The following is a 14,865-nucleotide window of genomic DNA, read 5'->3' as shown; positions in this document are numbered from 1 at the left end:
GATTTTCGTTGAGAATAAAAACACAAACACCTCCTCTAGATTCTATGAACAAGAGGAGGTGTTTTTTCTCTGAGAACTTAGAGAATGCTTCTGCGTCAAATGCCCACGCTATTTCTCTATAGGAATTTCTAAACTAGATTTGTCTAAATCAATGGTCAAATCATAGCTAGAATTGTCACGGATGGTGTGTTCAAAATCTGTTGTGTACAGAAGCACGCGAACCTTATCTCCCTTGCTGAACTTATAAAGACTAGGTTGTAGTTTGAAATCAATGGTCATCCACTGATTAGTAGGCACCTCTTCTATAGTCAACAAGCTAGTGCGGTTTTGTAAGTTGAGAACACCTTTTGAGACAACCCGATATGGTGTTTCTCTGAATGGTAATTCACGTAAAGCTTCACGAGCGAAATTACGACCATTATCAATAGCGTTGTAGTCAACAAAGCCAGGAATATCTGTAAAGCGTTTCTTTTTGCCAAAATCAAGGACTTGAGCAGATAGTATGCCCTTATTTTCACTGGATTTGAGAGTTAAGTGAAGAATCATTTCCCCATTGAGATGAATATCTTGTTCAAGAGTGATGTCTAGACAGATAGCGTTAGCCTTACCTGCAAAGAGGTCAGTCTTAAAAGTTCTAAAATTATTGCCATAACGATTGAAGTCCTCTTTGTCATAATAGTTGTCAATGATACGATTGCCTAGCCCCAAAGATAGGTTAACGGAAGTGGTTGTCCCGAATTGTTCTAAGGCCCTCCAGGTTTGTTCTTGACTATTGTCTTGCCAGAGCACATTTGGTAAGTCTAGGTGATAATTTTGAGCCAGTAGCTTCTCAGACAAGAGAGTGTTCATACTTTCGCGGAAATCTAATGATTGCCAGTTATGCATATAGACATGCTCACCGTGATGTAGAAATGCATGTGCTTCTACAGAAGATGGCAGCGCTTTGAGGATATTATAAACCTGACGTGGCTTGACATTCCAGTCTTGTAGACCGTGGGTATAGACACAAGTAGCAGTTACCTTGTCTGCGTAAGGCAAATAATTGCGATCGTGCCAAAATTGATTATAATCACCAGACTCACGATCAAGGGCTTCAGACTGAGCATTTAAAAGAAGTTGGTAGTGGGAGTTGTTACGTAAATAGTCCCCAGCCCATAGGTTCTTAGAATAGGTCAATTCTGTGAGTACATCCAGATCTTCACCTGGATATCCGCCAGGACTGCAAACCAATCCATTTTCACGGTAATAGTCATACCAAGATGAAATAGCAGATTCAGCAATAATAACTTTCAAGCCTTCAACACCTGTGGTTGCTAGAGCTGTTGAGAGTGTTCCAAGATAAGATTTTCCGGTTGTACAGACGAGACCATTAGACCAGGTTGCTAACACCTGTTTATCACGACGGTGGCTAGAAAAGGCCACTGCTCTGCCATTGAGCCAATCAATCACAGCTTTGAAACTTTCCACTTGTGCATAGTCTCCGCTGGTCATAAATCCTGTTGAATCAGCTGTTCCGATACCAGAAACGTAGATATTGGCAAAACCACGAGCTAAAAAGTAATCATTGAGACTATAGCTGTCAATATAATTAAAGGTTTGTTCTGCCTCGGTAATAGGAAGATGACAGCTTGGAACTTCAAGTGGAGTAAAGTCTTGACTCTCAATTGAGATTTGACCAGATTTCTTAACAGCCAATTGATCTTCCATCTTATGGAGTTTTTTATCATTAGCAGGACCATTCACACCTTCATGGTAGGGACTTGCAGTCATTAAGGTAGGAATAGCTTGCGCTGCCTTAGGGCGGATAATATTGACTTTGATAAGATCCAACTCTCCATCGTTATCAGTGTCCACTGGAGCTTGCACATAGACAACTTCACGAATGAGGTCATTGGTATCAAAGCTTGCTAGAGACTTACCATTGAAAAAGTGATAGTCATTGTCAATTGGAATCATGCCACGGCTGACCAAGTCATCAATGAGAGTCATACCTTTTTTCATACGAGTGGCTAACAAATGATGTAGGGTTCTGATAAACTCAGTTTCATTAAAAAGTACAGGAAAATTAATCTGTTCAACAAACTTAGCAATGTCTGAAAAATCAACATTTGGGATAAAACCTAGTATTTGCAGAGCGATAGTATTAAAAACTTCAATAGTCAAATTACGACTAGACTGGAAAAAATCTAATAAGTTAGTTTCAAAATCAGAAATGAGGTTTGACAAAGGATAATCGGTATCAGCATAATTAAAATGAATTTTTCGAACAAAGATTTCCAGATTTTCTTTTGGAGTTTTTTCCTTAGCAACATCAAAGCCCAGGGCCTGTAATTCTTGCTCTGCTATCTCTACGGAGACAGGAATGTAAGAGAATTGATTGTATTTCATGAAATTTTCCCTTCTAAAAAGTAAACGTTTTAATTATTATTATCATCTTTACAATGTCTATTATACTTGATAAAATGGTAGATGTCTAAATTATTATCATTTTGGAGGAAATAAAGACACATGGATGTTACATGGACAGTGAAATACATCACTGAATTTATCGCAACAGCCTTCTTGCTTATTTTGGGGAATGGTGCCGTTGCAAACGTTGACTTAAAGGGTACTAAGGGAAATAACTCTGGTTGGGTTATCATTGCTCTTGGTTATGGTTTTGGTGTGATGATGCCTGCGCTTATGTTTGGTAACGTATCAGGAAACCATATCAACCCTGCCTTCACACTAGGTCTTGCTGTATCAGGACTTTTCCCATGGCAACACGTTGCACCTTATATCGTTGCACAAATGCTTGGTGCTATTTTTGGTCAATTGGTTGTTGTAATGGTTTATAAACCTTACTATCTCCAAACAGAAAATCCAAATCATGTACTTGGCTCATTTTCAACTATTTCAGCTGTTGATGATGGTACAAAAGCAAGTCATAAAGCTTCTTACATCAATGGTTTCTTAAATGAATTTGCAGGTTCATTCGTTCTTTTCTTCGGAGCTCTTGCTTTGACAAAAAACTACTTTGGTCATGAAGCAATCCTTGCTACCGTGAAACAATACGCTGGTGCGATAACTGAGTCTGATTTCCTTTCTCAAAATCCATCTGCTTCCCTAATGGCAGGAGGAAGCTTGTCAGTGGCACACATTGGAATTGGTTTCTTGGTGATGACACTTGTTGCTTCTCTTGGTGGACCAACTGGTCCTGGACTTAACCCAGCGCGTGACCTTGGACCTCGTATCGTCCATGCTTTGCTTCCAAAATCAATCCTTGGTCAAGCTAAAGGCGATTCAAAATGGTGGTATGCTTGGGTACCCGTTGTAGCACCTATTCTTGCTGCCCTTGCCGCAGTGGCTTTGTTCAAATACTTGTATCTTTAAGAATTAACTTTGAAGGCGAAAGCCTTCTTTTTTGTTTATAAATTTTCAGAGAGTTAGCACATAATTTCTTGTCAAATGGTGAGTTTTTTTCTAAAATAGAAGAGATTGTAAGGGAGGACACTATGTCATTATTTGAACACATTAGATTTGCTCATCCTGTTTTACGAGTAAATAACCGCGACAGAAACATTGAATTTTACGAAACATGTCTTGGCTTTAAGTTAGTTAGCGAGGAAAATGCGATTGCCATTTTTTCTGATTATGGTCATAAAACCTCTAGTTTTATCATTGAAGAATCTCCGTCCATGCGTACAAGGGCTGTAGAGGGGATAAAGAAGGTTAATCGTATTTCAGTTAAGGCTGAAAATCCTGATGAGATTGCGGCACTTTTAGCAAATGGTGCCACAGCGCAACAAGTTTTTAAAGGAAAGAAAGGTTATGCCTACGAAACTTTGTCACCAGAAGGAGACCTTTTCCTCCTACATGCTGAGGATGATATCAATGATTTACAAGGCATTGCTCGCCCTAATCTACCAGTTCAACCAGAAATCAAGGGCTTATCAGCTTATCATTTTGAGCGCATTGTTTTAAATGTTTCAGATTTAGTGGCATCAAAGAATTTTTATCAAACTGTTTTTGATGGTCAATTTCCTTTGAAACTTGAATTTGTTGAGGCTAAAGGGGCGGATTTAGCCGTGGAACCAAATGTTACTTGGGATTTAGAAATTATGGAATGTCAAGTGCCAAAAGATTATGACTTGACAGCACTTAGAGATTATTTTATCAGCAAAAATTTGGCTATATATCTTGATAAGAAAGAAAATATTCTGGTGATTTCAGACCCTAGCCAGATTGAAATTTGGTTTGTCAAATGAGTCAAAAAACACTTGAACTTATCAGGAAGCAGATTGGTGAAAATCTTTATCACGGTGCCAGTTTAGCAATTTACCGTAATGCCCAGTGGTCAGAATACTACTTGGGAACGATTGATGGTATTCAGCCAGTTGGGAAGGGATTGATTTACGACTTAGCCTCTGTTTCAAAGGTTGTGGGTGTGGGTACTGTGGTGATTTTTATGGTCAATAGCGGAGCTTTAGATCTGGATAAGTCTCTGACAGCTTATTATCCTGATTTTCATGATGCTTCTGTGACATTGCGTCAGCTCTTGACCCATACTAGCGGTATTGACCCCTATATTCCAAATCGTGATGAGATGAATGCAGAAGAACTTAGACAGGCTATCAATCACATTCGAGTGACTGAGGATAAGGATTTTAAATATACCGATATCAATTTTCTGTTGCTTGGTTTTATGCTGGAAAGACTATCTGGGCAACCCCTGCCTAGTCTGTTTGAAGAACAGATTTTCAAGCCTTTTGTTATGCAGCAAACAAGCTTTGGCCCAGTTGAAGGAGCAGTTCCGACAGTTAAGGGAATATCGGATGGCTATGTTCACGATCCCAAAGCGAGAGTATTAGATATTCATGCGGGATCAGCTGGGCTATTTTCAACCCTAAACGATTTGGAGAAATTTTGTCAGCATTATCTGAGTGATGATTTTGCAGAAAAACTCTGGCAAAATTATGGCAGTCAAGTTAAACCGCGTTCGATTGCTTGGAATTTAGATGATGATTGGATCGACCACACAGGTTACACTGGTCCTTTTGTCATGGTCAATAGAAAAGAGCAATTGGCGGCCATTTTTTTGACTAATCGTACTTTTGAATATGATGATCGGCCACTATGGATTGAAAGGCGTCGTCTTATTCGTGATGCTATCAAGGAAGAGTTGAAGGGCTAGATGCGTTACATTTTGCTTTTACGAGGGATAAATGTTGGTGGCAAGAACAAGGTTGTCATGGCTGATTTAAAACAGGAATTGTTTGAACTGGGGTTCGATAAGGTGACCAGCTACATCAATAGTGGTAATCTCTTTTTTGACAGCCAGCGGCCCGTAGAGTTGATTAGCAATAAATTGCAAGCTTTCTTTGCAGAGTATTATCCATTCATTCAGCATTTTTGTTTGCTTAGTCAGAAAGAGTATCAAGATGATTATGACCAACTTCCTGCTTGGTGGCACAGTGACTTGGCGCGAAAAGATGTCCTTTTTTACACCTCAACCGACCAGCATAAGCTTGCTCAAGATTTGATTTGTCAGATGAACCTAGTTGATGAAGTGGTTCACTTTGGCAGCTTTGCCATTTTCTGGGGAAAATACAGCGAAAGCCAATATTTGAAAACAGCCTATCATAAGGAGCTAATCAAGACACCACTTTACAAGGAAGTGACCATTCGTAATGGTAGGACCTACGAAAAGTTAGCTGATTTTTTATAAAATAAAAGCCGAGAAATTTATTTTTTCTCAGCTTTTTTTATGATAAGGTGGTATAATGAAAGTAAAGAAAACGGTTACTGTTTTTCATGGAAATGGAGGAAGGTCTTATGGCAAATGTTTTAGTTGCGGTTTTCGATGTTCAAAGTGAAGCTTATCAGGCTTTTTCTGAATTAAAGTCTTTTAAGCAGGATGACAGGACTCAGATTGCACAGATTGCACTCGTTAAGAACGAAGCGGGAAAGGTTTCAATTAAGGATTCTGTTGATTTTGATGATGCTACTCGTGATTATGCTACCATTGGTGGTATCGTTGGTGGACTTATTGGTATTCTAAGTGGCCCTCTAGGAGTTATTTTTGGCTATGGTTTGGGAGCCTTAGCTGGTGCAGCAAGTGGGAGTATGACAGATTCAACTGACAATAGTTTGATTGAAGAAGTCACTACTAAGTTGCTTGATGGAGATGTAGCTGTCATTGCACTGGTTCATGAGGAGGATGAATCTATACTTAACCATGTCTTTGCTCCATTTAAAGTGAACATTATGCGTTGGGATGCTCTGGCAATTGGACGAGAAGTTGAACTAGCTGGTCAAGTTCAAGATGATCTTTACGGTAAGGTGCAAGAAGATATGAACAAGCGTCGTATGGAACATCTTAAAGAACAAAGCAGTGACATCGCTGATACTATTAAAGCAACATTTAAGAGGTTAAGAGGGAAGAAATAAGGCATCACGGATAGTAATATAAAACCAGCTCTATTTATAAGGAGCTGGTTTTTAGTTAAAGTAAGATTGGGGAGTTTTACTTAGTTTCTGTAGTATAGCATTTTTACGAATACTTATACTCTTCGAAAATCAAAATTATCCGTTGTCAACTTGCCTTAATGAACTCAAGTTCTATCGTCGGCTTCGTTTCCTAGGCTACTTTTGATTTTCATTGAGTATTAATAAAAATCAAAAATAGATTAACTTCAACGGTCTGAAAAAGGTTGTTACAGGTTCGAAAGAAATCGAATGAGATTTTTGTCAATAATGTGCAGATGGGAATTTGCTACTTTTTAGTTTTCGGATAGCAGAGTAGGTTATAAAGTTTTTATGGAAATTGACATTCATCAAATCAAGTAAGCAAAATCTGAATTTAATTTAGAGCACAATTAGAACTGTCAGTTAAAATACGATAAATAATGTAAAATACTCTCTTTAGGTCTTAAGATGTAAAATTAGACTAATCCTTTTTCCATGGTAACATGCTTAATACCAGCTTCTTCAAAAATGTCACCACAAGGTAGAAAGCCTATCTTGCGATAGAAACCCTCTGCTGTTAGCTGAGCATGTAGTGTTATTTTTTGAAAGTTTTGCTCTTGACAAAACGAGATTACTTGTTGAAGCAACTGTTTACCAAGACTTTGTCCACGATAGTCTGATAGTACAGCCATTCTTTGCAGGATTGCAGAAGTTAGATCTTTACTAGGTAAAATACGGCAGGTAGCCGCAGCTTTGCCATTGTCATCGTAAAGAACAAAATGCAAACAATGTGCTTCATGTTCATCAATTTCAAGTGATTGTGGAACGCCTTGTCCTTTGACAAAAACGATTTGTCGAATTTTTAGTGCGTCAAGATAGGTATCTGACAGCGTATTGCGTGTTTGTTTGATTATCATGTCTTTTATTATAGTTAAAAGAAAGAGATTTGCCAAGTAGCAAATCTCTTTTCTAGTATGAGCTAAGGCTTAGGCTTGGCCTGAGATAGCTTCAGCAGCATCGTCCATTGAAAGAACTTCGTGGAAGACACGTTGTGTCAATTCAGTCTTTTGTTCTTTTGTGAGGTACTTAGTGTTGACACAGTAACCAGAGATACGAACGATAACATCTTCGCCAGACATAATCTTGTCATAAACGTCTTTAAGGTCCATAACGTTCAAGTTAACGTGTTGACCACCGTTTTCGAAGTAACCATCAAGGATTGTTACCAAGTTGTCAACTTGTTCGTCAAATGTTTTACCGAGAGCACGTGGAGAAACTTGAGTTGTGAGTGAGATACCATCTGCAGCATATGAGAAATCTAGGCTTGCAAGTGAGTTAAGGTTTTGCAACCAACCACCACGCGCTTTGTTAGATGGGTTAGCACCTGGTGAGAAGAATTCAAGTTTAGAAAGGTTTGTTGTGCCATCTTCGTTGAGGTAAACCCCTTTGTGAACTGGAGAGTTACCAGTTTGTTTAGAGTAAGCAACGTTTGATGTGATGGTAAGAAGTGATACAGTTGCTTCAGCGTTCTTGTAAAGTTTGTGGCTGCGAAGACGAGTAGTATAAGCTTCAATCAACCATTCAGCCAATTCGTTTGAACGAGGATCATCTTCACCCCAACGAGGGTATTCACCAGTTGTTTCATAATCATAGATGTAGCCATCTTCATCACGAATTGGTTTAACAGTAGCGTATTTAATAGCTGACAAAGTATCAACAGTGTTGGCAAAGCCACAGATACCGAATCCCATGTTAGCACGTTGTTTCGTTGGCAAGAAGGCCATTTGAACAGCTTCGTAGTTGTATTTATCAGTCATGTAGTGAATGATATTAAGAGCATCTACGTAAGTTGAAGTCAACCAATCAAGAGATTTTTCGAAGTTAGCTTTAACAGTATCAAAGTCAAGAACGTCATCACGGACAGGTTCGATATCAAATACTTTGTAGTCTTTGTGAACATCGTCGTAACCACCATTGAGACCAGTAAGAAGAGCTTTAAGGACGTTTACACGAGCACCAAAGTATTGGATGTTGTGACGTTGTTCTTCATTTTCTGGGTCAAGTGGTGATACACAACATGAGATACATGACATTTCACCGTAACCATCTTTGGCCATTGTTGTCACACCTTCATACTGGATAGAAGAATGTTTATGTGACATCTTCATACAGTAGCGACGGAATGAATAAGGCAGTTTATCAGTCCAAAGTACAGTCAAGTTTGGTTCTGGAGCATTACCGATATTATCAAGTGTGTTCAAGAAACGGTAGTCCATCTTAGTAACACGGTGACGTCCATCAGCACCCATACCAGCCATAGAAGTTGTAATGAAGGTTGGGTCACCTGAGTAAAGTTCGTCATAAGCTTTAGTACGAGCAAACTTCACTGTACGAAGCTTCATAACGAAGTCGTCTACAAATTCTTGGATTTCTGATTCTGTAAATGTACCACGAGCAAGGTCACGTTCTGCAAAGATGTCAAGAACGATTGGCACACGTCCAAGAGAGGTAGCTGCACCATTGATGACGCGGCAGACTGCCATGAAAGCAATGTTAACCCATTGGATAGCTTCTTTAACGTTCATAGCAGGGCGGCGTACATCAACACCATAAAGGTCACCCAATTTAACAACTTCACCAAGTGCTTGGTATTGGAGGTTAACTTCTTCACGAAGACGAATTGATTCTTCGTCAATTTCAGTGATAGCATTCCAGTCGTTAACTTTTTCCTGCATCAAATAGTCAGCACCATAAAGAGCAAGACGTGCGTAAACACCAATGATACGTCCACGTGAGTAAGCATCTGGAAGACCAGTTACAGTGTGTGCGTGACGGGCACGGCGAATGTTAGACGTATAAGCACGGAAAATACCATCGTTAACAGTTGTTACATATTTTGTGAAGATTTCATGAACTGCTGGGTCAGGTTCATAACCGTTTTCTTTCATAGCAGTTTCAGCCATACGGATACCACCTTTTGGCATGAAGTTCAATTTGAACAATTCATCATTTTGGATACCGTAAATCAATTCATCTTCTTTTGAGATGTAGCCAGCAGGGATACCAGCAATTGAAGTAGGACGGCTATCGTAAGGGAAGCGAGTAGCTTCATAGCCAGCTTTAGTTTCTTCTACAATTTTTTTAATTTTAAGTGAACGTTCAGTAACGCCAGCCAAGAAACTTTCATCACCATCATAAGGTGTGTAGTTAGCTTGTACAAAACGTGCTACGCTTGCTTTTTCTTTCCAGTCAGTTCCTTTGAAGCCTTCCCAGGCTTTTTCGAAAACATCTGTGTTAGTTTTTACAGTTGCCATTTATTTGTCTCCTTAAATCTAGTAACAACACATCTGTTACATTTACAAGTATAGTTTATCATACAGGAAGCGTTTTCTAAAGTGAAAAAACTTCTAAAATAGTATTTCTTTTATAATACAGTTTCTTAAAGATATCTTATCTGTCCTATAAATTTGAAAATTTGGATGAAAATGATGAAAAAAGGTATAATATATATAAATAGGGTCTGTCAGGCATTACTTTATGAAATGCAAATGAGGCGACACTCACTTAGGAGGCATCATGTTAATTTTTCCTTTGATAAATGACACATCTCGGAAAATCATTCATATCGATATGGATGCCTTTTTTGCGTCTGTTGAAGAACGAGACAATCCAGAACTCAAGGGGAAACCTGTTATTATTGGTAGCGACCCACGTCAAACGGGTGGACGTGGAGTGGTGTCAACTTGTAATTATGAAGCTAGAAAGTTTGGAGTGCATTCAGCCATGTCCTCCAAGGAAGCCTATGAACGTTGTCCTCAAGCTATTTTTATTTCTGGCAATCATCGCAAGTATCGTGAGATTGGTTATCAGATTCGTGAGATTTTTAAGCGATATACTGACTTGGTCGAGCCCATGTCTATCGATGAAGCTTATCTGGATGTGACAGAGAATAAGCTAGGCATTAAATCAGCTGTTAAGATTGCTAAGATGATTCAGTATGATATTTGGGAGGAAGTTCATTTAACGTGTTCTGCGGGTATTTCTTATAATAAATTTTTGGCAAAGTTGGCTTCAGATTTTGAAAAGCCGCGTGGTCTAACCTTAGTTTTGCCAGAAGAAGCGCAAGCTTTTTTAGAAAAACTCCCCATCGAAAAATTTCATGGCGTAGGGAAACGCTCTGTTGAAAAGTTGCATGACATGGGGATTTTTACTGGAAAAGACTTATTGGCGGTTCCTGAGTGGACCTTGATTGACCGCTTTGGGCGTTTTGGTTATGATCTTTATCGTAAGGCTCGCGGAATTTCTAATTCACCAGTCAAACCCAATCGAGTGCGTAAGTCTATCGGCAGTGAGAGGACTTATGCGAAATTACTCTATGACGATAATGACATTAAGGCAGAAATTTCCAAAAATGCTCAACGTGTCGCTGACACCTTGAGCCGAAATAAAAAGGTTGGTAGGATAGTGGTCTTAAAGGTACGCTATGCTAATTTTTCAACCTTGACCAAGCGTGTGACTTTAGATGATGTGACAGATAATTTTGATAAAATCAATCAAACTGCTAAGACGATTTATGATAGTCTTGAAGAGAGTTCAGCCGGTGTCCGCTTGCTTGGTGTGACGGTCACTGGACTGGAAAATGGGAAGCAAGATATTTTACTAGAAGTATAAAAAACACGTGCTAATCTCTATCAGTGGAATGCCGATTGAGATCAGTTCGTGTTTTTAGATATTAATCTTCTTCCTCTTCAAGTTGCTGATTAAGCAATTTTGCGCGGGAATAGGTATAGTAATACATAGCGATAAGAGCAGCTTGGATAACCAAGGTTAAAATGCTAATTTGATCTGTAAAACTAAATAAAATGTTAAGAACCGATACGCCGATACCTAAGAAATGTGGAATATAGCTAAGCTCTGCATTTTTCTTTAATTTGGACAAGTTTAGGGCACTGAAAACAATAATTGAGATAGCAATAGCAAGTGATAAAACAGACATGAAAATAGCAAAGGGTGTGATTGAAAGTTTTAGAGTAGCCAATTGATTATCTGTATAGGCGGCTGTGAACTTAGGATTGTTTAGATTTGCCATAAGTAATAAAATACCAGCAATACCCAATAGATAAATAACCGTAACAATAGCATTGATAACAATACTCAAAATGGTAAAGCTACGAAAAGATTGCTTAACTTTTTCATAAGAAATCATAGAAGACCTCCAAAATAATTGTATTAGATTTAATATACAATTATTTTAGCACAAAAACTGAAAATGTAAATATGTTTAAATGATTTTTTCAATAAGTAGACAGAAAAATCATTTAAAAAAATGCTTGATATCAGTCTGCGTTAAACCAATCATAGGATCAATGATGTGAAGATTTTCCTCAGTAAGGCGGTGTTCAATTGTTTCATTTTCTAGATTAACATCATCTAAGTTTAGGCTTAACTGGTTGTCTGACTGGCAACTGACATCTTTGTTTGCTTTGGGTGGGTCAGTCTTGTCTGAAGTTTGTCTTTGTAGTCTCAAAGAATCGGAAGCTGGCAGTAGAGGTATGAGGTCAGGACTAAAACGTTCTACAAGATAGGTATTTCGCTTGGCACCTTCATTTTTAATGGCGTAGTCGAAGGCTGAGATTTCTCCCAGCATAACTAGCTTACTCTTTGAGCGTGTGATAGCAGTGTAAATGAGGTTGCGTTGTAACATACGACCACTCTGACGTGTAATGGGTAAAATGACAACTTGAAACTCACTTCCCTGTGATTTATGGATAGACATAGCGTAGGCAAGTGTAATTTTGATCCAATCATTACGCGGGTAGATGACTTCAGTTCCATCAAAGTTTATGAAGATTTCATCTTGTTTGGACTCAGTATATTTGGCTGGAATAAGGTCGGTAATGTAGCCAATATCACCATTGAACACATTAGCTTCGGCATCATTGACAAGATGTAAAACTTTATCGCCTTTTCGGAATTTAATGTCATTAAAGAGAAATTCTATGCCATCAGTTAGAGGATTGAGGAGTTCTTGCATGAGGACATTGAGATTGTTGATACCAGCCTGCCCACGATACATAGGTGCCAAGATTTGGATTTCTTGTGGGGAGATACCGCTTTTGATGGCAGAACTGACAATCTTTTGAACCATAGTCGGGATATGTTGAGCTTGAGCTTCAAAATAGGAACGATCAGCTTTTTTCTGGGTAAAATCATGAGGTAGTTGTCCCTGTCTCATCTGCGCGGCCAAAGTGACAATGGTAGAGTCTTCCGATTGTCGGAAAATTTTGGTAAGCGCTACTTGAGGCAGCTCAGCTATTTTTAGTAAATCTGCTAAGACTTGTCCTGGACCAACGGAAGGCAGCTGATCGCTATCACCCACTATGATGACTTGAGTGTTAGATGAAATGGAACTAAAGAGTTGGTTGGCTAGCCAAGTATCAACCATAGAAAATTCATCAACGATAATCAGGTCACAGTCTAGATAATCGTCCATGGCTTGGTAGTCATTGTCACCATTGAGACCTAGATGGCGGTGAATAGTGGCTGCTGGGAGGTGAGTTAATTCGCTCATGCGACGAGCAGCACGACCTGTCGGTGCTGCTAAAACGATAGGGAGGTCTCCCTTGTTGAGATCAAGTCGATTAAGACTAGCATAGGCTGCGATAAGACCATTGATAACCGTAGTCTTCCCTGTCCCTGGTCCGCCAGTCAGAATAAAAACTTTACTTTGAAGAGCCTGCTGGATGGCGGATTTTTGAACGTCATCATAGCTGATACCGAGATTATTTTCAATTTCAGTGATTTCTTCAGCGAGTTGTTCAGTTGAAAAATCAGTATTCAGCGGGGTATCCAAGATGCGTGTCAGGTGTTTTTTGATACCTGCTTCTGCGTGAAAAAGACTGTTGTCAAAAATCTTTGTATCAATATTTTGTACCTTATCTTCGGCGATGAGGTTACTTAATTCTTGCGCTACAGTAGCGGGCTCTAGTTCAATTTGTCGTGCTTCTTCAAGCAAGACAATAGCATTTTCGAGTAATTTTCTAGCTTCTACATAGGTATCACCCTGTTCTAGCGAGGTTTCTAGGAGACTGTGAACGAGAGCAGCGCGAAAACGTTGAGGAGAGTCGGCTTCAATGCCTAATTGTTCTGCTAATTGGTCAGCGATTTTGAAACCTACACCCTGAATATCCTCAACCAATTGATAGGGATTTTCTTGAATGATGGTCAGTGCCTCATCTTTATAAGCATTGAAAATCTCAACAGCGATACGATTGGTTAAACCATATTCAGCGAGTTTGGCTAAAATTTGCTCAGTACCATAGTTGAGTTTAAGTTTGGCAATGAAACGTTCTTTATTGACTTTGGATAGCCCAGAAATGCTATCTAGCTTACTAGGATCCTCCAAAATGTTATCAATGGTGTTGTCACCGTAAAGTGCCACAATCTTTTCAGCAGTTTTCTTACCAATTCCTTTGAAATGCTCGCTAGAAAAATATTTGACCAAACCGGATGAGCTGGGCTTGGTGCGCTCATAACGATTGATTTTGAGTTGCTCACCATATTTAGGGTGTTGGGTCAATTCACCCCAAAAGGTGTAATTCTCACCCTCCATGACATCTGCAATGGTTCCTGTAACGATAATTTCAAAATCATCAAAGTCTTCACAGTCAGTATCTTCAATTTCTAGCAATAAAATTTTAAAAAAGTTACTGGCATTTTCAAAAATAATACGGTCAATAGTTCCTGAAAAATAAACTTCCATAGTGATTTTCCTACTCTACAAAGAAAAGGCTGAGTCTGAGCCCAGCCCTCTAGATTATTCGACGCTACCAAAACTTGAAAGAGGCCAGAAGCGGAATTTGACTTCACCAATAATGGCAGTTCTTTCGAAAGTACCTACCTCGCGACTGTCTTTGGAGACAATACGGTCATCGCCGAGCAAATAATATTCTCCATCTGGGACAGTTACTGTAAATTCAGCATTTCCGCTAGCATCTGTCGTGAAAGCAGTAGAAGTCTGTGCGCGTTGTTGGAAAAAGCTGTTATAAGAATAGATGCTTTGTAATTTATCGTCTTTGAAAGCTTTTTGATAGGTTTTTAGATAAGGTTCACTGACTTTTTTGCCATTAACATAGAGGATGTCGTTTTTGTAAGAGATAGTGTCACCAGGCATACCTATAACACGTTTAACAATGTCTTTGGTCTGACCATCTTCAGTCTCTCTAGCGACAACAATGTCAAAACGGTCGATAGAGGTTGTGCGAATCACGATTAAACGTTCACTATTTGCTAATGTCGGATCCATAGAGTGGCCATCAACTTTGACTGGTTGCCAAATGAACCAACGTGATAAGCCAAATGCTAGCATGAAGAGGATAAAAAGTCCCCATTCTTTGATAAAATGTTTCATTAATCTTT

At 39.0% G+C, this 14,865-nt stretch carries 12 protein-coding genes; 6 read left to right on the top strand and 6 right to left on the bottom strand.

Annotation, left to right across the window (positions count from 1 at the left end; all coding sequences use genetic code 11):
• Positions 1 to 108: 108 nt before the first annotated feature.
• The gene (locus ABZ559_RS09080; RefSeq protein WP_367006080.1) at positions 109 to 2,388 is read right to left on the bottom strand and encodes a Xaa-Pro dipeptidyl-peptidase; all 2,280 of its coding nucleotides are present in this window, start codon (positions 2,386 to 2,388) and stop codon (positions 109 to 111) included.
• Between the two features lie 120 nt (positions 2,389 to 2,508).
• On the opposite strand from ABZ559_RS09080, the gene gla reads away from it, so the two are divergent.
• The 5 genes from gla to ABZ559_RS09055 all read left to right on the top strand — a co-directional run bounded on the left by gla (position 2,509) and on the right by ABZ559_RS09055 (position 6,429).
• Positions 2,509 to 3,372, top strand: a complete 864-nt coding sequence (gene gla, locus ABZ559_RS09075) for an aquaglyceroporin Gla (protein ID WP_321057363.1) — start codon at positions 2,509 to 2,511, stop codon at positions 3,370 to 3,372.
• Positions 3,373 to 3,494: 122 nt separating this feature from the next.
• The gene (locus ABZ559_RS09070) at positions 3,495 to 4,247 is read left to right on the top strand and encodes a CppA N-terminal domain-containing protein (protein WP_321057364.1); all 753 of its coding nucleotides are present in this window, start codon (positions 3,495 to 3,497) and stop codon (positions 4,245 to 4,247) included.
• Complete coding sequence (locus ABZ559_RS09065) at positions 4,244 to 5,173, top strand: serine hydrolase domain-containing protein (protein ID WP_367006078.1); 930 nt, start codon at positions 4,244 to 4,246, stop codon at positions 5,171 to 5,173. The genes ABZ559_RS09070 and ABZ559_RS09065 overlap by 4 nt, the downstream gene beginning before the upstream one ends.
• Positions 5,174 to 5,707, top strand: coding sequence for a DUF1697 domain-containing protein (locus ABZ559_RS09060; RefSeq protein WP_273404833.1), 534 nt, complete (start codon positions 5,174 to 5,176; stop codon positions 5,705 to 5,707).
• A gap of 107 nt (positions 5,708 to 5,814) precedes the next feature.
• On the top strand, positions 5,815 to 6,429 hold the full coding sequence (locus ABZ559_RS09055; RefSeq protein WP_321057373.1) for a DUF1269 domain-containing protein: 615 nt from the start codon (positions 5,815 to 5,817) through the stop codon (positions 6,427 to 6,429).
• Positions 6,430 to 6,923: 494 nt separating this feature from the next.
• Here the strand turns inward: ABZ559_RS09055 and ABZ559_RS09050 are convergent, their stop codons facing one another.
• Positions 6,924 to 7,364, bottom strand: coding sequence for a GNAT family N-acetyltransferase (locus tag ABZ559_RS09050; protein WP_367006076.1), 441 nt, complete (start codon positions 7,362 to 7,364; stop codon positions 6,924 to 6,926).
• A 69-nt stretch (positions 7,365 to 7,433) separates the two neighbouring features.
• Complete coding sequence (pflB, locus tag ABZ559_RS09045) at positions 7,434 to 9,761, bottom strand: formate C-acetyltransferase (protein WP_321057381.1); 2,328 nt, start codon at positions 9,759 to 9,761, stop codon at positions 7,434 to 7,436.
• Positions 9,762 to 10,023: 262 nt separating this feature from the next.
• On the opposite strand from pflB, the gene dinB reads away from it, so the two are divergent.
• Positions 10,024 to 11,118 carry a DNA polymerase IV gene (gene dinB, locus ABZ559_RS09040; RefSeq protein ID WP_367006074.1) on the top strand — a complete coding sequence of 365 codons (1,095 nt, stop codon included), beginning with the start codon at positions 10,024 to 10,026 and terminating at the stop codon, positions 11,116 to 11,118.
• Between the two features lie 61 nt (positions 11,119 to 11,179).
• On the opposite strand, the gene ABZ559_RS09035 is transcribed toward dinB, so the two are convergent.
• The 3 genes from ABZ559_RS09035 to lepB form a co-directional block, all read right to left on the bottom strand.
• A complete protein-coding gene (locus ABZ559_RS09035) occupies positions 11,180 to 11,653 on the bottom strand; it encodes a hypothetical protein (protein ID WP_273414173.1) in 474 nt (157 codons plus the stop codon).
• A 108-nt stretch (positions 11,654 to 11,761) separates the two neighbouring features.
• Entirely contained in the window at positions 11,762 to 14,209 is a 2,448-nt protein-coding gene (locus ABZ559_RS09030; RefSeq protein ID WP_367006072.1) for an ATP-dependent RecD-like DNA helicase, read from the bottom strand.
• 54 nt (positions 14,210 to 14,263) lie between these two features.
• On the bottom strand, positions 14,264 to 14,857 hold the full coding sequence (lepB, locus tag ABZ559_RS09025) for a signal peptidase I (RefSeq protein WP_367006071.1): 594 nt from the start codon (positions 14,855 to 14,857) through the stop codon (positions 14,264 to 14,266).
• Positions 14,858 to 14,865: the final 8 nt, after the last annotated feature.

The sequence above is a fragment of the Streptococcus sp. ZY19097 genome (assembly GCF_040731245.1).
In the GTDB taxonomy this organism is placed as follows: Bacteria; Bacillota; Bacilli; order Lactobacillales; family Streptococcaceae; genus Streptococcus; species Streptococcus orisratti.
The sequence above is the reverse complement of the archived record's forward strand: the minus strand, read 5'-3'. Positions and strand labels throughout refer to the sequence as shown.